The sequence below is a fragment of the Holophagaceae bacterium genome (assembly GCA_016720465.1).
Taxonomy (GTDB): Bacteria; Acidobacteriota; Holophagae; order Holophagales; family Holophagaceae; genus JANXPB01.
In genome coordinates this window covers 691,094-712,820 of record JADKKO010000001.1, presented here as the reverse complement: position 1 = coordinate 712,820, position 21,727 = coordinate 691,094, and the positions used below count along the sequence as shown (strand labels likewise).

General features: G+C 64.0%; 25 protein-coding genes and 2 pseudogenes. 9 read left to right on the top strand and 18 right to left on the bottom strand.

The genetic code is table 11. The features are described 5' to 3' along the window. The first annotated feature begins 2 nt into the window (after positions 1-2). The 3 genes and pseudogenes from IPQ13_03160 to IPQ13_03150 all read left to right on the top strand — a co-directional run bounded on the left by IPQ13_03160 (position 3) and on the right by IPQ13_03150 (position 3,390). Positions 3-1,226 carry a DUF4388 domain-containing protein gene (locus IPQ13_03160; protein ID MBL0209903.1) on the top strand — a complete coding sequence of 408 codons (1,224 nt, stop codon included), beginning with the start codon at positions 3-5 and terminating at the stop codon, positions 1,224-1,226. 4 nt (positions 1,227-1,230) lie between these two features. Then, a complete protein-coding gene (locus IPQ13_03155; protein ID MBL0209902.1) occupies positions 1,231-1,860 on the top strand; it encodes a thymidine kinase in 630 nt (209 codons plus the stop codon). A 370-nt stretch (positions 1,861-2,230) separates the two neighbouring features. Then, a pseudogene (locus tag IPQ13_03150) lies at positions 2,231-3,390 on the top strand (acyl-CoA dehydrogenase family protein). A gap of 116 nt (positions 3,391-3,506) precedes the next feature. Here the strand turns inward: IPQ13_03150 and IPQ13_03145 are convergent. The 18 genes from IPQ13_03145 to IPQ13_03060 all read right to left on the bottom strand — a co-directional run bounded on the left by IPQ13_03145 (position 3,507) and on the right by IPQ13_03060 (position 14,688). Continuing rightward, a complete protein-coding gene (locus IPQ13_03145; GenBank protein MBL0209901.1) occupies positions 3,507-3,728 on the bottom strand; it encodes a transposase in 222 nt (73 codons plus the stop codon). A 93-nt stretch (positions 3,729-3,821) separates the two neighbouring features. After that, positions 3,822-4,007: a hypothetical protein gene (locus tag IPQ13_03140; protein MBL0209900.1), complete on the bottom strand. Its 186-nt coding sequence runs from the start codon at positions 4,005-4,007 to the stop codon at positions 3,822-3,824. A gap of 43 nt (positions 4,008-4,050) precedes the next feature. Continuing rightward, a complete protein-coding gene (locus IPQ13_03135) occupies positions 4,051-4,554 on the bottom strand; it encodes a winged helix-turn-helix domain-containing protein (protein MBL0209899.1) in 504 nt (167 codons plus the stop codon). A gap of 84 nt (positions 4,555-4,638) precedes the next feature. Then, a complete protein-coding gene (locus IPQ13_03130) occupies positions 4,639-5,424 on the bottom strand; it encodes a TolC family protein (GenBank protein MBL0209898.1) in 786 nt (261 codons plus the stop codon). Next, a complete protein-coding gene (locus IPQ13_03125) occupies positions 5,421-5,639 on the bottom strand; it encodes a TolC family protein (protein MBL0209897.1) in 219 nt (72 codons plus the stop codon). The genes IPQ13_03130 and IPQ13_03125 overlap by 4 nt, the downstream gene beginning before the upstream one ends. Next, positions 5,636-6,223 (bottom strand): hypothetical protein, encoded by a 588-nt coding sequence (locus IPQ13_03120; protein MBL0209896.1) that lies wholly within the window; start codon positions 6,221-6,223, stop codon positions 5,636-5,638. The genes IPQ13_03125 and IPQ13_03120 overlap by 4 nt, the downstream gene beginning before the upstream one ends. A 285-nt stretch (positions 6,224-6,508) precedes the next feature. Then, positions 6,509-6,742, bottom strand: a complete 234-nt coding sequence (locus tag IPQ13_03115) for a hypothetical protein (GenBank protein ID MBL0209895.1) — start codon at positions 6,740-6,742, stop codon at positions 6,509-6,511. After that, entirely contained in the window at positions 6,730-6,990 is a 261-nt protein-coding gene (locus IPQ13_03110; GenBank protein MBL0209894.1) for an HlyD family efflux transporter periplasmic adaptor subunit, read from the bottom strand. Before IPQ13_03110 ends, IPQ13_03115 begins: the two co-directional genes overlap by 13 nt. Continuing rightward, a complete protein-coding gene (locus IPQ13_03105; GenBank protein MBL0209893.1) occupies positions 6,968-7,387 on the bottom strand; it encodes a biotin/lipoyl-binding protein in 420 nt (139 codons plus the stop codon). Before IPQ13_03105 ends, IPQ13_03110 begins: the two co-directional genes overlap by 23 nt. 11 nt (positions 7,388-7,398) lie before the next feature. Beyond that, the gene (locus IPQ13_03100) at positions 7,399-8,067 is read right to left on the bottom strand and encodes an ABC transporter ATP-binding protein (GenBank protein ID MBL0209892.1); all 669 of its coding nucleotides are present in this window, start codon (positions 8,065-8,067) and stop codon (positions 7,399-7,401) included. A gap of 18 nt (positions 8,068-8,085) precedes the next feature. Further along, the gene (locus tag IPQ13_03095; GenBank protein ID MBL0209891.1) at positions 8,086-8,496 is read right to left on the bottom strand and encodes a DUF3995 domain-containing protein; all 411 of its coding nucleotides are present in this window, start codon (positions 8,494-8,496) and stop codon (positions 8,086-8,088) included. A 68-nt stretch (positions 8,497-8,564) separates the two neighbouring features. After that, positions 8,565-9,692: an ABC transporter permease gene (locus IPQ13_03090; GenBank protein ID MBL0209890.1), complete on the bottom strand. Its 1,128-nt coding sequence runs from the start codon at positions 9,690-9,692 to the stop codon at positions 8,565-8,567. A gap of 1 nt (position 9,693) precedes the next feature. Beyond that, positions 9,694-10,359 (bottom strand): helix-turn-helix transcriptional regulator, encoded by a 666-nt coding sequence (locus IPQ13_03085; GenBank protein MBL0209889.1) that lies wholly within the window; start codon positions 10,357-10,359, stop codon positions 9,694-9,696. A 175-nt stretch (positions 10,360-10,534) separates the two neighbouring features. Beyond that, positions 10,535-11,674: an acyl-CoA dehydrogenase family protein gene (locus IPQ13_03080; protein ID MBL0209888.1), complete on the bottom strand. Its 1,140-nt coding sequence runs from the start codon at positions 11,672-11,674 to the stop codon at positions 10,535-10,537. Between the two features lie 135 nt (positions 11,675-11,809). Further along, positions 11,810-12,667, bottom strand: coding sequence for an NUDIX domain-containing protein (locus IPQ13_03075; GenBank protein MBL0209887.1), 858 nt, complete (start codon positions 12,665-12,667; stop codon positions 11,810-11,812). Continuing rightward, complete coding sequence (locus IPQ13_03070; protein MBL0209886.1) at positions 12,589-12,954, bottom strand: hypothetical protein; 366 nt, start codon at positions 12,952-12,954, stop codon at positions 12,589-12,591. Before IPQ13_03070 ends, IPQ13_03075 begins: the two co-directional genes overlap by 79 nt. Positions 12,955-13,112: 158 nt before the next feature. After that, positions 13,113-14,105: an alpha/beta fold hydrolase gene (locus tag IPQ13_03065; GenBank protein MBL0209885.1), complete on the bottom strand. Its 993-nt coding sequence runs from the start codon at positions 14,103-14,105 to the stop codon at positions 13,113-13,115. Positions 14,106-14,112: 7 nt separating this feature from the next. Further along, positions 14,113-14,688: a UbiX family flavin prenyltransferase gene (locus IPQ13_03060; protein MBL0209884.1), complete on the bottom strand. Its 576-nt coding sequence runs from the start codon at positions 14,686-14,688 to the stop codon at positions 14,113-14,115. 124 nt (positions 14,689-14,812) lie between these two features. On the opposite strand from IPQ13_03060, the pseudogene hemB reads away from it, so the two are divergent. The 6 genes and pseudogenes from hemB (at position 14,813) to dusB (ending at position 21,725) form a co-directional block, all read left to right on the top strand. After that, a pseudogene (gene hemB, locus IPQ13_03055) lies at positions 14,813-15,795 on the top strand (porphobilinogen synthase). Positions 15,796-15,815: 20 nt separating this feature from the next. After that, positions 15,816-16,262, top strand: coding sequence for a hypothetical protein (locus IPQ13_03050; protein MBL0209883.1), 447 nt, complete (start codon positions 15,816-15,818; stop codon positions 16,260-16,262). Between the two features lie 282 nt (positions 16,263-16,544). Continuing rightward, positions 16,545-18,224 (top strand): diguanylate cyclase, encoded by a 1,680-nt coding sequence (locus tag IPQ13_03045; GenBank protein MBL0209882.1) that lies wholly within the window; start codon positions 16,545-16,547, stop codon positions 18,222-18,224. A gap of 12 nt (positions 18,225-18,236) precedes the next feature. Beyond that, positions 18,237-19,145: a response regulator gene (locus IPQ13_03040; GenBank protein MBL0209881.1), complete on the top strand. Its 909-nt coding sequence runs from the start codon at positions 18,237-18,239 to the stop codon at positions 19,143-19,145. Positions 19,146-19,190: 45 nt separating this feature from the next. Continuing rightward, entirely contained in the window at positions 19,191-20,675 is a 1,485-nt protein-coding gene (locus tag IPQ13_03035) for a serine/threonine protein kinase (protein ID MBL0209880.1), read from the top strand. 66 nt (positions 20,676-20,741) lie between these two features. Beyond that, positions 20,742-21,725, top strand: a complete 984-nt coding sequence (gene dusB / locus IPQ13_03030) for a tRNA dihydrouridine synthase DusB (protein MBL0209879.1) — start codon at positions 20,742-20,744, stop codon at positions 21,723-21,725. Positions 21,726-21,727 lie beyond the last annotated feature (2 nt).

The following is a 21,727-nucleotide window of genomic DNA, read 5'->3' as shown; positions in this document are numbered from 1 at the left end:
CCATGGCACTCGAAGGCTCGCTGCGGGATTTCGATCTTTTCTCCCTGTTCAACATGATCAAGATCCAGGGCAAGAGCGGCACCCTGGTGCTGTCCCGGGGCCAGGAATTCGTCAAAGTGTTTTTCGACCTGGGCGAAATCGTTGGCTGCGACTCGAACCAGGTGCGCCTGGAGGACCGGGTCGGCACCATGCTGGTCCGGCTGGGAAGGCTCAGCGGCGAGGAGTTGATGCAGATCGTGCAGCTCCAGCGCCAGACCCTGAAACTCATGGGCACGCTGCTCTTGGAGAGCGGCAAGGTCACCGCCCAGGATCTGCAGGACGCGCTGTTCAACCAGGCCATGGCCATCATCTACCGCACCTTCCGTTGGAAGGAGGGGGACTACCGCTTCGATTCCATGCTGCCCCTGGATCTGGACCGGGAGCATTTCCCGCCGATCCCCGTGGATACGGTGCTCATGGAAGCCGCCCGCATCCAGGACGAGTGGCCCGAGGTCCAAAAACGCCTTCCGGACCTTTCCACGCCCCTGGCCAAGACCGCCAAAGGAAACGCGCTCAAGCTGGACATCGACCGCGAGCTGTCCACGATCCTGGACGGCCAGAGCGGAACCAGCACCCAGGGCAGTTCGGGATTGAGCCACGAGCTGGAAACCGTGCTCACCTACTTCGAGCAGTCCCAGAGTGTGCAGGATGTCCTGTTGGTGAGCCGCTACGAGGAGCTGGACACCTGCAAGACCATCGCCGACCTGCTTGAGCAGGGCCTCATCGAGCCGATCCGCGCCGATGTGAACCGGCCTTCGAGGCCGTGGACCGCCGATGATCCCGACCTGGGCAAGTCCGATGAGCCCGAAGGCCCCTCGAAGGTCTTCTGGCCCTGGGTCGCGGCGCTCGTGCTCTTCCCGCTGCTCACCTACGTCCCCAAGGGGCGGACCTCCTTGAACCAAGGGCTCGCCAGCCTCCAACCGGCGGATCTGCGGGATACGCCGGACGTGGTCACGCGCATACGCCAGGCCTGGGCCTTGCGCATGGCTTCCCCCGCCGACGGCGGCATCCCCCTGGCCAAATCATTGGGCCGCCCGCTGCAGGACGCCTCCAATCCCGTCGCGGACCTTACCAAATATCCGGATCCGCTTTTCGCGCCCTATCCCAAAGCTCAAGCCCCCGCGGCGGAAACAACGGGCTCCGAGCCCGCCAAACCGGCGGCTACCCCTCAAGCCAAGGGCAAGTAGCTAGATGTACGTCCATCAGCGCAACGGCTCCATCGAGATCATCTGCGGTCCCATGTTCAGCGGCAAGTCCGAGGAACTGATTCGCCGGGTGAAACGGGCGGTGATCGCCCGGCAGAAGGTGCAGGTCTTCAAGCCGGCCATCGATGACCGCTATGACAGGGCGGCGGTGGCCAGCCACAGCCAGCAGAAAATGGATGCCATACCCATCCGCCACTCCCGCGAGATCCGCGACCTGCTCGACCCCCTGGTCGAAGTGGTGGCCTTGGACGAGGCCCAGTTCCTGGATGAAGGCGCCGTGGACCTGGCGGAGGAACTCGCGGACCGCGGCGTGCGGGTCATCGTGGCGGGCCTCGACCAGGACTTCGCCGCGGCGCCTTTCGGAATCATGCCGGTCCTTCTCGCCAAGGCGGAGTTCGTCTCCAAGCTCCAGGCCATCTGCGTGGTCTGCGGGGCCGTGGCCAGCCGGAGCCAACGCACCATCCGCAGCGGAGGACAGGTCCTGGTGGGCGCCTCGGAGGCCTACGAGGCCCGCTGCCGCCACTGCTACGAAAAGCCCGCATCGACCTCCAAGGCCCTGATCCAGGATCCTGCAGAAGCCTCCATGCCATTCCCGCCCAAGCTGGCCGAGGGGTGAAGAAGGGTATGAGCTATGAGCCATGAGCCATGAGCTTTTCAGGTCGCGCCTTTGGCGCGGTCGATTTTAAGCTCAAAGCTCAAAGCTCAAAGCTCAAAGCTCATAGCTCAAAGCTCAAAGCTCAAAGCTCAAAGCTCATAGCTCAAAGCTCAAAGCTCACTGCCCACGGCCGCTACTCCTTTCTGCCTTCGGCATCCTGGCCCTTGGCGTTAAACTCCAAGGTTGGGCCTGGACGCTTGTTCCTGTCCCGGGAGCGCGCTGCTGCAGTGCTCCGATTTCCAACCCCCCGCCACCGATCCGGCGGGACAAAGCCCGAGGCTTCAGGGCACAGGAGTTTTTCATGGCCGGCGCCTACGCCACCTTCACCCACATGACGGATTACATGGGCTTCCAGGGCCTGCTTACGGACGAAGAGCGCATGGTGCGCGAGACCGCCCGGGATTTCGTGAATGGGAAGTGCTGCCCATCATCGAGAAGCACGCCCAGGCGCAGACCTTCCCCAAGCATCTCATCCCCAAGATGGGCGAGCTGGGTTTCTACGGCCCCTCGCTGCCCGAGGAATATGGCTGCGCGGGACTCTCAAGCGTTGCCTACGGATTGTTGATGTACGAACTGGAACGGGGCGATTCGGGCCTGCGCTCCTTCGCCTCCGTCCAGGGCAGCCTCGTGATGTGGCCCATCTACGCCTATGGCAGCGAGGAACAGAAACAGTACTGGCTGCCCAAGATGGCCAAGGGCGAAAAGATCGGCTGCTTCGGCCTGACCGAGCCCGACTTCGGCTCCAACCCCGGCGGCATGCTGACCAAGGCCGTGCGCGAACCCGGCGGCAAGTGGCGCATCAACGGCACCAAGATGTGGATCACCAACGGCACCATCGCGGACGTGGCGGTGGTGTGGGCGCAGACCGAAGACGGCATCCGTGGCTTCCTGGTGGAAAAGGGAACGCCGGGCTTCAGCGCGCCTGAAATGAAGGGCAAATGGTCCCTGCGCGCCTCCACCACCTCGGAGCTGGTGCTGGAGGACGTCATCGTGGAGGAAGAAAAATCCCTGCTTCCGCACGTCAAAGGATTGAAGGGCCCGCTCGGCTGCCTGACCCAGGCGCGGTTCGGCATCGCCTGGGGCGCCCTGGGCGCGGCGGACGCATGCTACCAGTGCGCCCTGGACTACGCGAAGCACCGCATCCAGTTCGACCGGCCCATCGCCAGCTTCCAGCTCCAGCAGGAGAAGCTTGCATGGATGGTGACGGAACTCACCAAGGGCCAATTCCTGGCGCTGCAGGTGGGGCGGCTGAAAGACGCCAAGAAGTACACGCCCGCCCAGGTGAGCATGGCCAAGATGAACAACGTGAACGCCGCCCTCGAAATCTGCCGCAAGGCCCGCACGATCCTCGGCGCCAACGGCATCCTGGACGAATATCCCGTCATGCGCCACATGGCGAACCTGGAAAGCGTCTACACCTACGAAGGGACCCACGACATGCACACACTGGTGATCGGGCAGGAAGTGACTGGCATTCCCGCTTATCGCTAGCGAGAGCTAACGATGGGTCCCAAGTCCCAAGTCCCAAGTCTCAAGTCCCAAGTCTCAAGTCCCAAGAAAATAAGAGAACGGCCCCAAAGGGGCCGTTTTATACCAACTAGCGATCATTAGTTAAATTCATCATATCCAAATCCGGAGAGGCTTTGGATCATGTTCGCGTCGAATTCGGCCTTTCTCAGGGAGGAGGAAAGCTGGTCAGTCACGGCTTTCATGGATGAGAACAGCTTGTTGGCGAAGTGCTTCTCCCTTAGGTGGTCCCAGAGATGTTCGACCGGGTTCAATTCCGGGCTGTAGGGCGGAAGGACATGAAGCCGCCTGTTCTGCGGCACGACTAGGCCTCCGGCTTTATGCCACCCGGCCCCGTCAGTACCATGAGGATGAAATCATCCGGTGGCGGTCTGCGACGGTTCGCGGTGTCAGGCTCATGGTTTCGGCGTTGACGGCAGGAGGATCAGGCTGTCCATGACGCCATCCTTCGGGCTGATGGCCGCGAAGGCGTAGGTGTATTCACGGACGAGGCGGTTTTTCACGATGGGGCGGACACCCCTGGGCGCCCAGCACTTTGCGGGGCGGCTCAACCGGCCGAAGCGGCCTTCGTCTTGGAACATGAGACGGACAGGGCGCCCGGCCGCGGCTTGGCGTGCTGTTTCTTCAGCGATTTCCACGCCGAGTTTTTTTAAAGGCGGCCTGCGCCGCCGGGTCAGCTTTCGGATGACTCGGACGCGGCGCAATCTTCCGCCAGCCATGCCGTGCCAGCAGACGGTAGACAGTACTTTCGGCGACCTCCCGTCCCAATTGGGCCTCGTAGGCAGCCTTGATCTCGGAAGCCGTCAAAATGCCTCCAACCTTGGCCTGTTCAAAGAAGGGCGCGAGAAACGTGGCCTCTTCTTCCACTGTCATGTTCTGCCGATGGCGTCCGCCCCGATGGACGATCTCGAAGAAGGCATCGCCCTCCTTTGCATAATGCGAGTGCATCACGCGGACTGTACCCGTTGTCCAGCCCACCACCTGGGCGATGTCCTTGGCGGATGCCCCGAGCGTAGCGCGAAGCAGGATGCACTGAATCCGTTGGAATTCAGGTTTGCCCTCGGCTTTCTTCAGACGCTCAGCAAGCGCATCGATGGTTTCTCTGTCTGGTGTGATCAAGTTCTTCATCCCGGCTCCTTATAGGGCTGGGATAAATATAGGTCATTAACTATTGATTGCTAGATGGTATTACTTGAGACTTGAGACTTGGGACTACTTCACTTCGAGCTTACGGGCTTCCAGCAACGTGCCCAACGACTGCTCAAGCGTGGTGACGTTCTTCGCGTAGGTGATTCGCGCCTGGAGTTCGGCGGAGCGGGCGGTGTCCAGCTCATCGGCCCTTTGAAGCACGAAGAAGTTGGTGCTCATGCCGTTGTCGAATTTCTTCTTCTCGGCGTCGAGGTTCTTCTCGCGGAAGATCCGGGTCTTTTCAGCGGCGGCGACGCCCTTGGCGGCGGCTTCGAGGTTGCGGTAGGCCGTTCGGACCTGGAGGACGATTCCGAGCTCCTGGTCCCTCAGGCTCAGCTCACTTTGGCGGCGGTTGGCCCGGGCCTGGGACTGGCCGCCCTTGGCGGTGCGGTTCGCGAAGGGGATGGAGAACGTCAGTCCGACGTTGTAACCGGGGTATTTGAAGCCCGTCAGATCGGTGTTCACGCCGCTGAAACTGTCGTGGGCGTTGGAAGCGCCCACATAGCCGAGGTTCAGGTCCAATTGAGGTTTGAGCTTGCTGTTGGCGGAGGTTTCCAGGGCCTGCTTGGATTCGAGGTCCAGTTTGGAGACCTTCAGTTCCAGCCGCCTGTCCAGCGCGGTCTTTTCGGCGGTGCTTTCGTCGAACCGGAAGGGTTCGATGCTGGGCGCGTCCGAGGCGTCGAGATTCGCGGATTTGGCCGCATCCGGGAACAGGGCCCTGGCCAGGGCATCCTTCGCGTTCTCAAGCTGCGCCTCGGCGGCGATGATGTCCTGCTCGCGCTGGGCGACGGAAGCCTCGGCGCTGGTCACTTCGATGGGGCCAGGGTCCCCACCTGGACCCGGATCTGGTTCTCGTTCAACTGCTTCTGGGCCAGGGCCAGCGATTGCCGCTTGTTTTCCAGGTTGCGCTTGGCGAAGACCAAATCCCAGTACTTGGATTCCGTATCGGCCACGAGGGCGATGATGGACTGCTGGAAGACGTAGTCCGCCTGTATGGAGCCTTTCTTGGCCACGATGGGGTTCACGCTGGACGCGTAGCGGCCGCATTGCGCAGCAGGCTCTGGGTGTAGGTCGCGGAGAGGCTGCTGCTGTAGGGGAAGGGGCTCAGATTGGTCGTGGGGAGCGGCGTCGGCCCGTTCACCTGGCCGGTGGAAGTGACCGAGGTGCTGGTGCCGGACGAATCCGTCGAGGAATACAGCGGGGATTGGGAACCGAAAGCGATGGAGAGGTTTCCTCCCCATTCAAAAGGCTTGGTCACCGTGGCATTGATGTTCCGGGTGGTGGTCGTGAATTCGTAGTCCGACGTGATGATGGTCCCGCCCAACGGCTGGACGCTGATCCTCGCCGTCTTGGTATGGCCGAAGCTGAGGCCGCTCTGGAGGGACCAGTCGAAGGCGCCCTGGTTGATGAGGACGCCGGCTTTGGCCGCATCCCGGACCTGTTCGGCGATGCCGACCTGGAGGTTGTTCTTGAGCGCAGTCTGGACCGCATCCTGCAAGGTGATGCGCTGGACGGCCGGGGCGCCTGCCGCAGTGTCCTGGGCCACCAGACCGAACGCGATGAAGAGGGCGGGGAAGGCCTTGAAAGCGGCCGTGGTGGTTCGGGGCATCGTCACTCCTTGATCGGCAAAATCGGAAAACATCAAACAACTGTCATCAAGACCGGCGCCAGGGAAGGCTCTCGGGGCCTACGGGCCGCGAATGGGTGAGGTTTAGGATAACCAGGGCTTTTCTGGTGGCTGGGCCGGGCTCGCCGTGCCAGCTACGGATCAGCAGAGACGGCGGCGAACCAGCAGAATGCCTTCCTCGTGGGCCGAGGGCAAGGGAGAGATTCATCACCTGTTGAAAAAGGTCGGGGCTGGTCCGCCCCGGATGGTTCTGCGGGCTCCCAGACATCACTTCGTCTGGCTGATCCGCAGCTCCACTTTCTGCCCGAGCTTGAGGGGGGCAGCCTCGTCCAAGGCAATCTTCACGAGCAGCATCCGGATATCCGTGGGGCGGGCGGCATCCTGGGGCTTGAGGCGCCGGGGACCGACGCCATCCGGCAGTTCCTCGATTTTTCCGCGCCAGGTCTCCGGGGTGCCCTCGGCCCGGACCTCCACGGCATTGCCGACTTTCAGGCGCGACACATCGGATCGTCCACCTCGGCCTCGATCCGTGTGCGCCCCAGGTTCGTGAGGCGCAGGATGCGGGCGCCCGGAGCCAGGGTCTCTCCCGCGTTGGCGAAGCGCTCCAGCACCACGCCGTCGATGGGTGCCTGGATCTGCCGTTTGGAAATCTGGACCCTGAACTGGTCCATGGAGGCTTTCGCGGCATCCCGGCGGGCCTGGGCGAGGCGGAGCTGGTTCTCGGAATCATCGAGGCTGCGCCGGTCCAGGGCCCCCTGGCTGAAAGCTGCCGCCGACGCGCGACTTCACGCTCCTGGAAGGCGATTTCGGCGCCCTGTTCGCGGACCGGGCCTCCGCGGCCTCCAGGGAGGCGCGCTGTTCGCGGTCATCGATGCGCGCGAGCACCTGGCCTTTCCGCACGGCATCCTTTTCGTGGACCGCCATGGATTCCAGGGTTCCCCCCAGATCCGTGCCGACGACCACGTCGAAACCTGGATAGGCGGCCACGCGGCCTTCGCAGCGCACCGGACTGTTCCCGGAGGCGGCGCCCTGGGCGGGCGCGGCGGCTTCCCTGCGGCCCGGTTCCCGCTGGATGAGCACCATCGCGGTGAGGGCCGCAGCGGCGGTGAGGGGGAGGATGATTTTAAGAGCGGTGCTGGTCTTCATGATGTTTCCTTTCAGGGATGCAGGAGGCCGTCGTGGATCTGGAGCACGCGGTCCGCGATGTCGCGGACCTTGGGATCGTGGGTGACGATGAGGAGGGCGCGGTTCTCGCGTTTGGCCAGGTCCCTGAACAGGTCGAGGATCTGGGCGCCCACGGCGCTGTCGAGGTTGGCGGTGGGCTCATCCGCCAGGAGCACGCTGGGCTTGCAGGCCATGGCCCGGGCGATGGCCACGCGCTGCTTCTGGCCGCCCGAAAGGTCGCGGGGGAGATACCCGGCGCGGTCCGACAGGCCCACCGAATCAAGCAGCGCGGCGGCCTCGTGTTTCGCAGCGGGACCTTTCACGCCTTTCAGATTGATGGCGTACTGCACATTCTCCAGCGCGCTCAGGGCGGGGAACAGGTTGTACTGCTGGAATACGAAGCCGATGTTGCGGCGCCGCACAGCCGCCAGCCGCTTCGAATCGGCGTCCACTTGGTGCTGGTGGATGTGGAGGGTTCCGGCGCTGGGTGAAAGGATGCAGCCCAGGATCTGAAGCAGGGTCGTCTTTCCGGATCCGGAAGGCCCCTCCAGGGAGACCACCTCGCCCGCCTGGAGTTCGAGGGACACCCCCCGAAGCACCTGCGTTTCCACGCTGCCATCGTGGAAGGTCTTGGCGAGATCGGTTCCTTTTAAGACTGTCATGGCTTGCCTCCTTCGGGTTCAGGAACGGGAGATCGCCCACAGACCGCAGGCGACCGCCGCGCAGAGCGGCGAATAGAGCAGGGTGTCGAGCCTGGCGAAGCGGGAGCCGCGGACCCGCTTGAAGAATCCCAGGTAGTTGAATTCCCCCACCGCCCGGAGAGCGAATATGGCGGCGATCCCTTTGAGCAGGCGGCCGGGCCAGGGTGGTGGAAGGGGAAGGGGGAATAGTCCAGCGTGGCCCAGGACCAGCGCCGCCACGGCCGCGAACAGGAAGGCGACCAGGCCAGTGGTGCCGGCGGAAGGCGTGCGCAGCGGTTTCCCGTCCACTTCTGGGAGCACCGCCCCGGTGCCGGAGCGCCCCCCGGCGGCCCAGTAGACGTGGATCGCAGAGGCGGACAGGAAGAAGAGCGCCAACAGGGCGGAGATCATCGGAAATCCAGATGGGGAAGGGGGAGCCGGGGCAAGGGAGGAGGGGCCGGAGAACGCGGCCGTCTTCCTCAACTCCGGAAGACAAGGCCTGGGTCCACGTTGGCCACCTTGCGGAAGCTGACCATGGCGGAGGCGAGGCAGAGCAGGAGGGTGCCGACTGCCACGATGGCGATGGTGGAGGCAGGCATGATGAGTTTCAGCGCCATGGCTTCGATGCCGGGCTTCTGGGCGAAAGCCAGTCCGAGGCCGAGGACAAAGCCCAGCACCGCGGCGATGGTGGCCTGGCGGGCCAGGATGCGGTAGATGTCGGCGTTGCTGCCGCCGATGGCCTTCACGGTGCCGAATTCCTTGATGTGTTCCATGGTGGAGGTGTAGAGCGTCTGGGCCACCACCACCACGCCCACCAGGACGCCCAAGAACACAGCCAGGAAGGCGTTGAGGCCGATGCCCGTGTTCTTGATCCAGTAGGCCTCGGATTTGGAGGCCCATTCATTGGAGGTGTACACGTCGTTGAAGGGCAGGCGCCGCCGGATCTCGGTCTTCACCGCCGCCACATCGGCCCCGGGCGCCAGCTTCACCAGGATGTAGCTGGTGTTGCCCTTCAGCAGATCGGGATTCATCTCCTGGGCCCGCCTGAAATCGATGAAAGAGACCGGGGTGGTGGTGAAGGATTTCGCATCCCGGGACTGGCCCGCGATGCGGAGCCGGCGGTGCTGCACCTCCCGGAAGTCGCCGGTGGCGAAGTCGCCCAGCCGGCGCTTGGAGCTTTCGTCCATGAAGATGAATTCCCCGCGGCGGAGGTCCTGGATATCGCCTTCTTTCAGGCTCCAGGGCAAGTTCCAGGCGCCGAAGTCTTCCAGCGCGTAGAAGATGCCGCCCTCCTCGGCGCCGTTGGGCAGCGAGATGTTCATGAAGGTGACGATAAGGTTGTCGGCCCTGGCGACACCGGGAACCGACCGAACGCGGTTCACGTAGGTCTCCGGGAACTCGTGGGCGAAATCCACGTTGGGCGTGTTGCGGGAGGTCACCCACAAGTCCGCGCTGGCGTTGCGGATGGTGAGCGTGGCATTGCTCAGCAGGCCGAAGAAAAGGCCCACCTGGGACAACACCAGGGCCACGGCGAAGGCGACGCCGGCCACGGTGATGGTGAAGCGCAGCTTGTCGTGCAGGAGGATCTTCAGGGCCAGGTCCACCATGTCAGGACCTCTTTTTGGCGGCGCGGCTCCTGGCCGCGGCCGGCTCCGCGAGCAGGCCGTCCACCTGCAGGTCCACCATGGTCCTCACCCGCTTCTTCAAGGGGCGCCACTTCACCCAGGGGTCGTTGCACTTGGAGAAGTGGAGGGCGAGCACGCCATGGATGCCCGCCCACACGGTCTGGGCCAGCAGTTCCGCATCCTTGTAAACCGGACGGAGGCGGCCCGTGGCGATGGCCTCCGCCGCGGTCCCGAGCAGGAAGGCGTAGGCGTCCATCTCGGGATTGCCCTTCCACTCCTCCTCGCCCTTGCCTTCGTAGTCGGGCGAATCGGACATGAACATGAGGCGGTAGTGGTTGGGGAAATCCTCGGCGAACCGCGCGTAGGCCAGGCCCAGCCCCTTCAGGCGCTGGACGGGATCCTTCTCGGCGGCCAATTTGGCGAAGCCCTTCCCGAACTCGCTGTAGTCGTGCTGGCAAAGCTCCCGAACAAGGTCTTCCTTGTCCTTGAAATGCAGGTAGATGGTGCGGGGGCTGTACTCGATGCGCTCGGCGATGGCCCGCATGGTGACGGAATCGTAGCCGTCCCGGGCGAACAGGTAGCGCGCCGCGTCGAGGATCTCCTTTTTCAGTTTTTCCTTTTCCCGTTCCCGGCGGTCGATGGGTCCCATGGGGCCTCCAAGTTCAACAAGGTTCATTTTGTAAACATTGTTTACTTTGTCAACCATGATTTAAAAATATTTTTTGTTTCAACCCGCTTGACCTCCTCCAGGCGGCAAGATGGGCCTCCGGCCCGGGCACCCTCCCTTGCACCGAGGGGCGCTGGGGTCATTCTGCCTTGGGGAGTTACTTCAGCAGCTGCCTGGCCACCACCATGCGCTGGATCTCGGAGGTGCCTTCATAGATGGTGGTCACGCGGACATCGCGGTACAGGCGCTCGACCACATACTCGCGGCTGTAGCCGTAGCCGCCGAAGATCTGCACCGCCCGGTCGCAGACCCAAGTAGCGTTTTCGGTGGCGAAGAGCTTGGCGGTGGCGGCCTCCAGCGTGCAGGGCAGGCCATCGTTCTTCAGGGACGCGGCCTTGTAGACCAGCAACCGCGAAGCCTGGACGCGGGCCTCCATCTCGGCCAGGTAGGTCTGGATGGCCTGGTGCTCGCCGATGGGCTTGCCGAAGGTGTAGCGGGTCTTCGCATAGGCGATGGACTCGTCCAGGGCCCGCTGGGCGATGCCCAGGGCTTGGGCCGCGATGCCGATGCGTCCGCCGTCGAGGCCGTTCAACGCGACTTTCAGTCCCTCGCCGTATTCCCCCAGCAGATCGCTGTCTGCGACGAACGCATCTTCCAGCGCCACCATCACGGTCTTCGAGGAACGCAGGCCCATCTTTTCTTCGGGTTTGGCCATGAAGACGCCCGGCTGCTCTGCATCGAGCACGAAGGCGCTGATGCCTTTCTTCCCTTTTTCCGGATGGGTGATGGCCATGGCGATGAAATATTTCCCGACGCTGCCATTGGTGATCCAGGCCTTGGCGCCGTTCAGCTTCCAGCCGCCCTCCACCTTCGTGCCTTTGGTCCTCAGGGCTGCCGCGTCGCTGCCCGCGTTGGGCTCGGTGAGCATGAAGCCACCGAGGACTTCACCGGACGCGAGCGGTTTCAGATACTTCTGTTTCTGCGCCTCGGTGCCGAAATTCAGGATGGGCGCGCAGGCCACGGAATTGTTCACGCTCATGGTGACGGCCACCGATGCGTCCACGCGGGCGATCTCCTCCAGGGCCAGGATGTAGCTCAAGTAATCCACGCCCGCGCCGCCGTAGGCTTCGGGGATGCTCATGCCCATGAAGCCCATCTCGCCCAATTGCTTGATGATGGCGGCCGGGAATTCCGAAGCGTGGTCCCGGGCCATGGCGCCGGGCTCGATCTCGTGGAGCGCGAACTCCCGCGCGGCGTCCCGGATGGCGAGCTGGTCTTCGGTGAAGATGGGAAACATGGCGGCTCCTCGCTACAATCTCAGGGTAAATCGAGATGCAGGCAAAACCTCCTGTTCCACCGGGACCGATGGGCGGGAGCCGCCACGAGGGTCACGATTCAAGGCTCGAAGCGACGCAACAGCGCCGGCCCGGTCTCATCGTCCGTTCAATTCCTTTTCCAGCAGCCGCAGCGCGGCTTTGGAACCCTCCCACCTCATCAAGCCTTGGGCCTCGCTGATCCCGCACCATTTGAACTCACTGTGCTCATCGGGCGCTAGCAGGACGGGCGAGCTGTATGGCACTTCCATGTGGAAGCAGGTCTCGGTATTGAAGCGGGGCTCGGGATCCGGGAAGTGGATGATGCTCGAATCCACCCAGAAACTGTGCTTCAGGGGCAGCGGAGCCAGGGTCCCAGTGAGCCCGGTCTCCTCTTTCAGCTCCCGGTGGGCGGTTTCCTCGCAGGTCTCGCCGGGTTCCATCATGCCGGTGACGCTCTGCCACCAAAGTCCGTGGGAAGGCACCCGCAGCATCATCAGGATCTCAGGGCCGCCGGGGCCGCGCCTCCAGGTGAGGGCGCTGACACTCTGGCTGGAAGGGTTGGAAGGCTGGATGGCCAGGCCCAGGCATTCGCATAGGTGCTTTTGGAGGTGGTCGGCGGCGGTTTCGGCATCCGGCGCGGCAGGTCCCAGCAAAGTACGGAGCGAACAGACGCCTTTATCGGTGAAGCCGCAGGGCGTGATCCAACTGAAGTGCCCGAGGTCCGGCTCCACGTTGAAGGCGATGCCATGGGTGGCGATCCAGCGGCGCAGGTGGAGGCCCACGGCGCCGAGCTTTTCAAGGCCGCCGCCTTTCCGGAATCTGGAGGTGTCCACCCAGATGCCCGGCGCGCCTTTCAGCCGGTCCGCCGCCACGCCGAAATCGGCCGCGGTGCGTATCATGGCTTCTTCCAGGCCCCGGACCAGGCGGCCCACATCCTGGCGTCCTCCGGAAAGATTGCAGATGGGATAGACCACGATCTGGCCAGGACCGTGGTAGGTGACCTCGCCCCGCGGTCCGTCTGCTGGATCTCCACGCCCTGCTGCGCGCAGAATTCCGCGCTGACGTGGATGTCCGCCGCCGATGCGTTCCGGCCCAGGGTGAACACCGGATTGTGTGAAAGCATCACCAGTTGGTCGGGATTCCCGGGGTCGGCCACGTATTCCGCTAGAGCCTTCTGCATCCTAAGACCCGCGGTGTAGAAAACGAAGCCGAAGCGCCGGAGCTGGGCGGGGCGGGGCGTGTCGAAGCCGAAGGCGCTCATGGTTTGTAGTGTGGCGCCATTGGATGATTGCCACCACTGGGAGGGCGTGAGTCAGGGGTCAAGAGTCGAGAGTCAAGAGTTTAGAGTCAAGAGTTAGGCGATGAGTGGTTCCGCTCTCAACTCTCAACTCTTGACTCTCGACTCTTTCAACTTGAGCTTCAAACAGGTACCTCAGCCACCCGTTCGAGCAGCGCATCCAGGTAGTGGCCGAGAGCCATATCCAGCCAGCGTTTGGAGGGATCGCCCTTCGAGAGGTAGCCCATGTGCCCGCCCGTGGTTTCGATGTGGAGATGGACTGAGCCGGACAGCTCGAATTCCTGGAAGGATTCCACCGCCACGAAAGGGTCGTCCTCGGCCATGAGGATCACCGTGGGCTTCCGGATATTGGCGAGGTGCGGTCCCGCCGAGCAGCGCTCGTAATAGTGTTCCCGGTTCCGGAAGCCGCTGGCCGGAGCCGTGTAGAATTCATCGAAATCCGTGAGCGTGCAGAAGCGCGGGATGCGGTAGATGTCCTGGATGAGCCCATCTTCGACCCTTTCCCGCACGGAGCGGCGGCAGCGGATCACGAAGCGGAGGTCGTAGATCCGGTTGAAGCCCGTCTTGAGCCTCACGGCGCAGCGGGCGAGGTCGATGGGCGGGTTCACCGCGATGGCCACATCGGGCTTTTCGAAAACGCCGATGCCCTCACCGAGATTCAGGAGCAGCGCGTTCCCGCTCAGCGAAAACCCGATGGCGGCGATGCGCTTTCCCGGATGGGCCTGCCGGGCCGCCTTGACGACGGCGCCGATGTCATCGGCCCGGCCGCTGTGGTAGGTGCCCTTGGCCAGGCTCCGGCCCTCGCCGCAGCCCCGGTGGTTCATGGCCCAGATGGAATGCCCCCGCGCTTGCGAGAGAACCACCGCCCGGTTCATGTAGGTGGCGTCATGGGAGCCGCCGAGGCCATGGAAGAGCAGCACCACCGTGTCGGTGGCCCCAGCCCAGGTCCGGCCTGCCAATGCATCGCCGTCCTCAAGTCCCACCCGGATGGGTTCGCCAGGCGTCCGGGGGACGGGCGACGGCAACTGGTCGCCCAGGATGGTCTGGGCATGCGCGCTCCGCGCCCACCAGGGGGCCACGCAGGGCAGCGGCGCTGTGATCGGCGGGCTGGTCAAGGAGCGGTCACCCTGTCCATCGCCGGGAATCCGGCTCCGGCAACCCGAGCTGGTCCAGGACGCGGGTGGCGAAGGCGTCGAAGAGGTCCTCCAGCCCCGAAGGCTTCGTATAGTAGCCGGGCATGATGGGCATGACGATGGCGCCGGCATCGTGGGCCCTCAGCATGTTCTCCAGATGGATCCGGTTCAGCGGAGTCTCCCGCAGGCAGAGCACCAGTGGATTCCGCTCCTTCAAGCAGACGTCCGCCGCGCGGCTCACGAGGCTCTCGCTGATGCCCGAAGCGATGCGCCCCAGGGCTCCGGCGCTGCAGGGGACAAGGGCCATTCCATCCTGGCGGTAGCTGCCCGAGGAGATCGCAGCGCCGAGGTTCCGCTCATCGTGATGGGTGATTTTGGGGCTGAGGGCGCAGAGGTCCTTCACCGCAAGCCCGGTCTCGTCCGCCAGGCAGCGCCGGCCCGTCGGGGACAGGAGCAGTGCGACTTCGGTCACATTTACGTTGGCGGCCAGGCGGCGCAGCACCGCGACGCCGAAGGCCGCGCCCGATGCGCCGGTGATGGCCACAGTGAAGCGTTTCCCGTCCATGGAACCAGTGTGACATGCGGCTGTAGGCTGTGGGCTGTGGGCTGTAGGCGGTAGGCTGTAGGCAAGAGCTGCTTTGGCCCACAGCCCACAGCCAACAGACTATGGCCTTTGTTCGGAGTCCTCCATGTCCTTGAATCTTCCCCAGCGTCCACGCCGCAACCGCAAGAGCGCCGCCATCCGCGGTTTCGCGCGGGAGACCCATCTCGGCCCCGAACATTTCGTGCTGCCGCTGTTCCTTCACGAGGGAGCGGAAAACCAGGCCATCGGCTCCATGCCCGGCTGCTTCCGCCTCAGCCCCGACGGGGTGCTCCGCGAAGTGGAAGGCGCGTTGAAGGAAGGCGTCACGGGATTCGATCTGTTCCCGGCCATTCCCGAGGCCCAGAAGACCTCCGACGGGCGCGAGGCCTACAACCCATCGGGCCTGGTGCCCCGGGTCGTCCGCTCCATCAAGCAGGAATTCCCCGAAGCCCTGGTCATCACCGACGTGGCCCTGGATCCCTACAACAGCGATGGCCACGACGGCCTGGTGAAGGACGGCAAGATCCTCAACGACGAGACTGTGGAGATCCTCATCATGCAGGCCCTCTGCCACGCCGAAGCCGGAGCCGATGTCATCAGCCCCAGCGACATGATGGACGGCCGTATCGGCGCCATCCGGGGCGGCCTCGATTCCAAGGGCTTCACGGATGTGAGCATCCTTTCCTACTGCGTGAAGTACGCGTCCAGCTTCTACAATCCCTTCCGCGACGCGTTGGTTCCTCGCCGAAATTCGGCGACAAGAAGACCTACCAGATGGATCCCGCCAATGTCCGCGAAGCCTTGCGGGAGCTGGCTTTGGACGAAGACGAGGGCGCCGACATCGTCATGGTGAAACCGGCCTTGCCCTTCCTGGACGTGCTGCGGGTGGTGCGGGAATCCACTGCGCTTCCGGTCGCGGCGTACCAGGTGAGCGGCGAGTACGCGATGCTCAAGGCGGCGGCCCTCAACGGCTGGCTGGACGAGCGCCGCACGGTGCTGGAGAGCCTGCTGGGGATCCGGAGGGCGGGCGCCGACATGATCTTCACCTACTTCGCCCGGCAGGCCGCCCGCTGGCTGAAGGAAGGGTAAGGGCCGGAAAGGAGATCGTCATGTGCGGCGGGCTTGAATTCAGGACCCGCAAGGGCAACGCCGCCGCGCACGGATTGTTTCCATCCGAGCCTGAATTCATTCGTGTCACCTTTCCCAACCCCAAGGCCGCGTTGCAGGTGGACGAGGAAATGGATCTCTGGCTGCCGTGGGGAAGGCGCAAGGAGGAATCGGGCGACTGGCCGGAAGGTGGATGGGCCAGGGCGGAGAGCCTTGCCAAAACGTACTGGACCCGTTGGGATCCGGAACCGCTGTTGGTCTTCCCGGTCCGATGGATGGAGAAGGACCACAGGGGGAAGAGCCACTGGTTCGACCTGGAATCAGGCCAGGGCATCGCATGCTTGAAGTTGCGGAAGGCCCCGGCGACACCGCTCTACGTGGTCACGGAGCCCTCGCCGCCGGAGTTCATGGACATCCACGACCGGATCCCAAGGATTCTTCCGCGTTGAATCAGCCGGATTCCTGGTGTTGATGATTGTCACAAACAGGCCGACTTTCCTGCTTCCGTATCGGGCAAAAAATACCTTGGCCAAGGGCTTCTGTTGCGGCGCCATGCGCCTGGATCCTGGGCTTTGCGAACAGGGCTCGGGTACGGGCGATGTGGATCCCCGCATCTAAATTTCATGGAATCTCCGGATGCTTCTCGGATTAATGCCTCCCTCCGGTGGCAGGCTGCTCCGTCACCGCGTATGATCCAAGGGAACAATACAGGCCCAAAACACGAGGACCACGTGAAAGAAGATGCTCACCGCGATCTTCAAGTCCAACTCCATCGCTTGAGGGATGGGTTCGCCAAGGCCATTCCGGAAAAAATGGCGGAGATCGAATCCACCTGGGCCAAGGTCCAGGAGGGCGGGGGCGGCCGCGGCGGATCGGGTGAAGCGGATTTCCAGGTGCTGCACCGCATCGCCCATAGCCTCGTGGGGAATTCCGGCACTTTCGGGTTCAAGGATCTATCGGAGTGCGCCCGGACGCTTGAGGAGGCCCTCGCTGACAAGGCCCCGGTGGGCAAATTGCAAGGCGCGGTGGAGAACCTCAGGGAAGCGGCCTCGCGGGCCTTGCAGGTCTTCCCGCCGCGGCCGGAATACCTGGACTTTCCGACCCTTGATGCCGCCGGCGCCTCCGGCCAGGGCCCCCTGGTGCTGCTGGTGGACGACGATGAATTCTTTTCGGGGGAGTTGCTGCTGCAGCTCGAAGGCTTCGGCTACCGGGTGAAACTCTGCCGGTGCCTGTCCGATGTGCCCGCCTCCCTGGAACAGGAGATGCCGGCCGCGCTGGTCATGGACATCATCCATCCGGAAGGGGAACTCGCGGGCCCGGCCTTCCTTGCGGGCCTCATCGCCAAGGGCATGGCGCTGCCGCCGACCCTGTTCATATCCGTCCGGGACGACCTGAGCGCGCGGCTGGAGGCCGTCCGGGCCGGAGGACTCGGGTATTTCACCAAGCCCTTGGAGATGCCGCTGCTCATCGCCCGCCTGGAAGTGCTGGTGGGCTATCGGGGGCCCGAGGCCTACCGCATCCTCATGATCGAGGATTCCGCGACGGAGTCCACCCACTACGCCCGCATCCTGCGCCGGGCCGGCATGCAGGTCACCGTGGTCGGCAACCCGCTGCAGGTCATGGAGCCCTTGCTCACGGAACGGCCGGACCTTGTCCTCATGGACCTCTACATGCCTGGCTGCTCGGGGCTCGAACTGGCCACGGTCATCCGCCAGCAGGATGCCTTCATGGGCATTCCCATCGTCTTCCTCTCCTCGGAAACCGATCTCGACCGGCAGATGAACGGGCTCTCCATGGGCGGCGACGACTTCCTGGAGAAGCCGATCTCCGCGGAGCATCTGGTAGCTTCGCTGGCGGCGAGGGTGACCCGCGCGCGGCTGCTCCGGGCCAACATGAACCGGGATAGCCTCACCGGGCTTCTGAACCATGGAAATTTCAAGTACCAGCTCAAACTGGAACTCTCGCGCGCCGCGAGGCGCCAGGGAAAACTCGCCCTCGCCATCATCGATATCGATGAGTTCAAATCCGTCAATGACACCTACGGGCATCCCGTGGGCGACCGGATCATCCGGAGCCTGACCCGCCACCTGCAGCAGCAGCTCCGGGAAACGGACATCCTGGGCCGCCTGGGCGGCGACGAGTTCGGCGCGATCCTGCTGGACACGGATGAGCATTCGGCCATGGAACGCCTGGACGCCATCCGCGAATTGTTCTCATCGCACCACTACCGGGGCTTGGAGGCCATTTCGGAAAACGAGCCCCTGATGGTCTCCTTCAGCGGCGGTCTTTCCGGTTTTCCGGGCAAGACCAATGTTGGCGCGGATCCTGACGCCCTGCTCCAGTTGACGGACCAGGCCCTGCTGGAGGCCAAATTCCAGGGCAGGAACCGCATCGTGGTCGCTGGCGCCTAGGACCGCGTTAAAATGACAATTCACGATCTGGAAGGGGCTCAGCCCATGGGGATCATCCTCGGCTTTGGACATGATCTTGCATCATGCAAGGTGCTGTTGGTGGATGACGATTCGTTCATGCGCCGGCTCTTCGAAGCCCAGGTGCGGACCCTGGGCTGCGATGTAGTGACCGCCAAGAATGGCGAAGAAGCCGTGAAAATGATCCCGGACCAGAAGCCCGACCTGGTGCTCATGGATGTGGTGATGCCAGGCATGGACGGGTTCGAAGCCTGCATCTGGATGAACAGGCTTGCGGAAATGAAGGGAGTGCCGGTGGTGCTCCTCACGGCCCTGGGACGCGATGCGAAGGAACGCAGCTATGCCGCGGGGGCCACGGGGTTCCTGCGCAAACCGCCCTCGGTCATCGAACTGCAGGCGAGGCTCTCCACCCTGTTGCTGATCCGGAGCCTCGAAAGGGAACTGGGCGGCGCCGCCCCGGCCGATGTGCCCTTGAGCAAGGATTCCTCGTTCAAGCCGTTGGTGCTGGTGGCCGCCACCAATCAATCCCTGCGCCTGCGGATCACCACCCAGCTCGAGCGGGAAGGCTTCATGCCCAAAGGTTTCGAAGGCCTGGCGCCGCTTTCAGAAGCCCTCGAATCGGATCTCCTGCCGGATCTTCTCATCCTGGAACATGATCCGAATGACGGCGACGCGGTGGAAGTCTCCCGGCGGATCCGCAGCGCCGAAGCCACTGCGCATGTGCCCATCCTCATGCTCGTCTCCGATGCGGATCTGAAAGCCGAGTTGAACGAGGCCCCATGCGGCGCTTCGGAATTCCTGGGCAAGAATCCCGACGCCGCGGACCTCCGGCAGCGGCTGAAAATACTCCTGAGGCTTTCCGTCCTAGAATCCGCCCGCCGTGTGAATCGGCTGAAGGTCTGATGCCTTGAGGATCCGGTCCAGGCCTTCGCCGGGCAGGGCGCGCCCATGAGCCTGGATCCCACGACGATCGGCCGCTACCGGGTGCTGGGCACCCTCGGTGAAGGCGCCATGGGCGTGGTCTACCTTGCGGAAGATCCGCGCTTGAAACGGGGAGTCGCCATCAAGGTCGTCCAGGGTGCGGCCCTTTCCCGCCGGGATGGCCTGCGGCGTTTCCAGCGGGAAGCGGAGATCTCGGCCCGGCTGAACCATCCGAACATCGTCACGGTGTTCGATGTGGGCGACGAGCCGGGCATCGGCCCCTTCATCGCCATGGAGCGCGTGGAGGGCGAAAGCCTCCGAGAACGGCTGCAGCGCGGGCCCCTGGCGCCCGAGGAGGCCATTCCGATCCTCGGGCAGCTCCGCAGCGCGCTGGAGGCCGCCCACCGCGCCGACATCGTGCACCGCGACGTGAAACCGGACAACCTGATCATCACGCCCGACGGAAGGCTCAAGCTCATGGATTTCGGCATCGCGCGGGACGACGATCCCAGCGTCACGGCCACCGCGGTCTACCTCGGAACGCCGGCCTACGCGGCGCCGGAGCTGCTGGCGGGGCAGCGCGCCTCCGCGGCCACGGACCGATGGGCCTTCGCCGTCACCGCCTTTGAATGCATCGTGGGAGCCGCCCCCTTCGCGGGCGATACCATCAGCGCCACCCTGTTCCTCATCGCTCACGAAGCGCCGCGGTATCCGGAGGGCATGGCGCCGGGTTTGAAGAGCGTGTTCCAGCGGGCCTTCGACAAGGAGCCGCTGAACCGCCACCCGGACCTGGCGGCCTTCATGGCCGACCTCGTCGAGGCGCTTCCCGTGGACGAAGAAACCAGGACGCGGGCCAGGCTGCAACCCGCGGCGCCCATGGCCTCCTCGCAGCTGCCATTGCCGGTCATCGAAGCGGAGGAGGACCGCCTGGCGCGCCGCCGCTGGGTCGGGCTGGGGGCGGCGGCCGCGGTTCTGCTTGTGGCCGGCGCATGGGCCTGGCTGGCCCGGGCCCCAAGGATCATCAGCGTGGAGTCCGATCCGCCCGGCGCCCTGGTGCTGGTGGATGGCAAGGCGTACGGAGAGACGCCGCTCCGCAACCTGCGCATCGCCGCGGGGACCCGAAGGCTGCGCCTGGAAAAGAAGGGCCATGTGGCCTTGGACCATGAATTGGGGCCGGCCGAAAAGGCTTTGGTCCTGAAGCTGGAGGCCGCGCCCTACCATGTCCGGGTCCGCACTGAGCCGCCTGGCGCCCAGGTCTTCCTGGATGGCCATCTCAAAGGCCAGACACCCTTGGAAAACCTTGAAATTCCTGGCGGCGGGACCCATGCCCTCAAGGTCGAGAAAACCGGGTTCGTTCCATGGACGGCCCAACTCCGTAGTGATGTTCCCCTGCCCGATCCCATCCGCCTCCAGAAACCCAGCGCGGCCCGGACGACTCCCAAAGGCAAGGCCGAGGAACCGGGCAAGGTGAAGAAGTTCTTCAGCAACCTCTTCAAGCGGAAGAAGGGGTGAGCCTGGAACTTGGGCTGGGATTCCCGCGGATAGCTCGTATTCTGTAGCGTTGGAGCGACCACCGCCTTGTCCTTTCCCCACGGCTCATTCTTCATCCGCGATCTGGAGATCAGTCCCCGGCTGGTCATGGCGCCGCTGCACGAAATCACCGACCAGCCCTTCCGCAAATTCATCAAGGAGATCGGCGGCGTGGGGCTGGTGGTGAGCGAGATGATCTCCAGCGAGGCGCTCGTCCGGTCCGCCCGCAAGGCCGAGAAGATGATGGCCAACACGGGCGAACATCCCTACTCCATGCAGCTTTCCGGCGGCACGCCCTCGGTGCTGGCCGAGACCGCGCGCCTCTGCGAGGAGGCCGGCGCCGACCTGGTGGATCTCAACATGGGCTGCCCCGCCAGCAACGTGACGAAAGGCGGCGCGGGCTCGGCCTTGCTGCGGGATGTCAGGCTCGCCGAGTCCTGTGTATCGGCCATGGTGAAGGCTGTGAAGATCCCCGTCACGGTGAAGATGCGCGCGGGCTGGGATGCTTCCCAGAAAGAGCGCGGGGAATTCCTGGATTTCCTACACATGTTCGAAGCGGCGGGCATCGAGGCCCTGGCCATCCATCCCCGCACCCGGGCCCAGCAATACGAAGGCCACGCAGACTGGAGCATCATCGCCAGGGCCGTGGATGCGGGCGTGCGCTATCCCATCATCGGCAATGGCGATGTGATCACGCCCCAGGACGCCTTCCGCATGGACCGCGAAACCGGCTGCGCCGCCGTGATGATCGGCCGCGGCGCGCTCTATAACCCCTTCATCTTCCGCGAAGTGCTCGACCCGGAATACAAGGTCACCACAGAGATGCGCGTGGACGCCACGCTGCGCTTCTTCCGCATCCTTCTTGAACTGCTCGAGCCCCGCGAAGCCCTGCACAAGATCAAGAAGATCGGCTCCTGGTTCACCAAAGGCATCCCCGGCGGCGTGGCCTTCCGCCAGAAACTGAACCAGTGCAGCGACCCCGAAGAACTGCTCGCGGATCTGGAAGCGTTGAAACACATGCAGGCGGCGTGACG

Bases quoted from the DNA above. Each gene is read 5' to 3' on its own strand.
- IPQ13_03105 (MBL0209893.1), bottom strand. From the start codon at position 7,387: ATGAAGACCAGCACCGCTCTTAAAATCATCCTCCCCCTCACCGCCGCT.
- IPQ13_03050 (MBL0209883.1), top strand. From the start codon at position 15,816: ATGTGCGGCGGGCTTGAATTCAGGACCCGCAAGGGCAACGCCGCCGCG.
- IPQ13_03140 (MBL0209900.1), bottom strand. From the start codon at position 4,007: ATGTTCCAAGACGAAGGCCGCTTCGGCCGGTTGAGCCGCCCCGCAAAG.
- IPQ13_03085 (MBL0209889.1), bottom strand. From the start codon at position 10,359: ATGGGACCCATCGACCGCCGGGAACGGGAAAAGGAAAAACTGAAAAAG.
- IPQ13_03120 (MBL0209896.1), bottom strand. From the start codon at position 6,223: ATGCCCCGAACCACCACGGCCGCTTTCAAGGCCTTCCCCGCCCTCTTC.
- IPQ13_03095 (MBL0209891.1), bottom strand. From the start codon at position 8,496: ATGATCTCCGCCCTGTTGGCGCTCTTCTTCCTGTCCGCCTCTGCGATC.
- IPQ13_03100 (MBL0209892.1), bottom strand. From the start codon at position 8,067: ATGACAGTCTTAAAAGGAACCGATCTCGCCAAGACCTTCCACGATGGC.
- IPQ13_03040 (MBL0209881.1), top strand. From the start codon at position 18,237: ATGACAATTCACGATCTGGAAGGGGCTCAGCCCATGGGGATCATCCTC.
- IPQ13_03080 (MBL0209888.1), bottom strand. From the start codon at position 11,674: ATGTTTCCCATCTTCACCGAAGACCAGCTCGCCATCCGGGACGCCGCG.
- IPQ13_03160 (MBL0209903.1), top strand. From the start codon at position 3: ATGGCACTCGAAGGCTCGCTGCGGGATTTCGATCTTTTCTCCCTGTTC.
- IPQ13_03070 (MBL0209886.1), bottom strand. From the start codon at position 12,954: ATGAGCGCCTTCGGCTTCGACACGCCCCGCCCCGCCCAGCTCCGGCGC.
- IPQ13_03090 (MBL0209890.1), bottom strand. From the start codon at position 9,692: ATGGTGGACCTGGCCCTGAAGATCCTCCTGCACGACAAGCTGCGCTTC.
- IPQ13_03155 (MBL0209902.1), top strand. From the start codon at position 1,231: ATGTACGTCCATCAGCGCAACGGCTCCATCGAGATCATCTGCGGTCCC.
- IPQ13_03135 (MBL0209899.1), bottom strand. From the start codon at position 4,554: ATGAAGAACTTGATCACACCAGACAGAGAAACCATCGATGCGCTTGCT.
- IPQ13_03060 (MBL0209884.1), bottom strand. From the start codon at position 14,688: ATGGACGGGAAACGCTTCACTGTGGCCATCACCGGCGCATCGGGCGCG.
- IPQ13_03035 (MBL0209880.1), top strand. From the start codon at position 19,191: ATGAGCCTGGATCCCACGACGATCGGCCGCTACCGGGTGCTGGGCACC.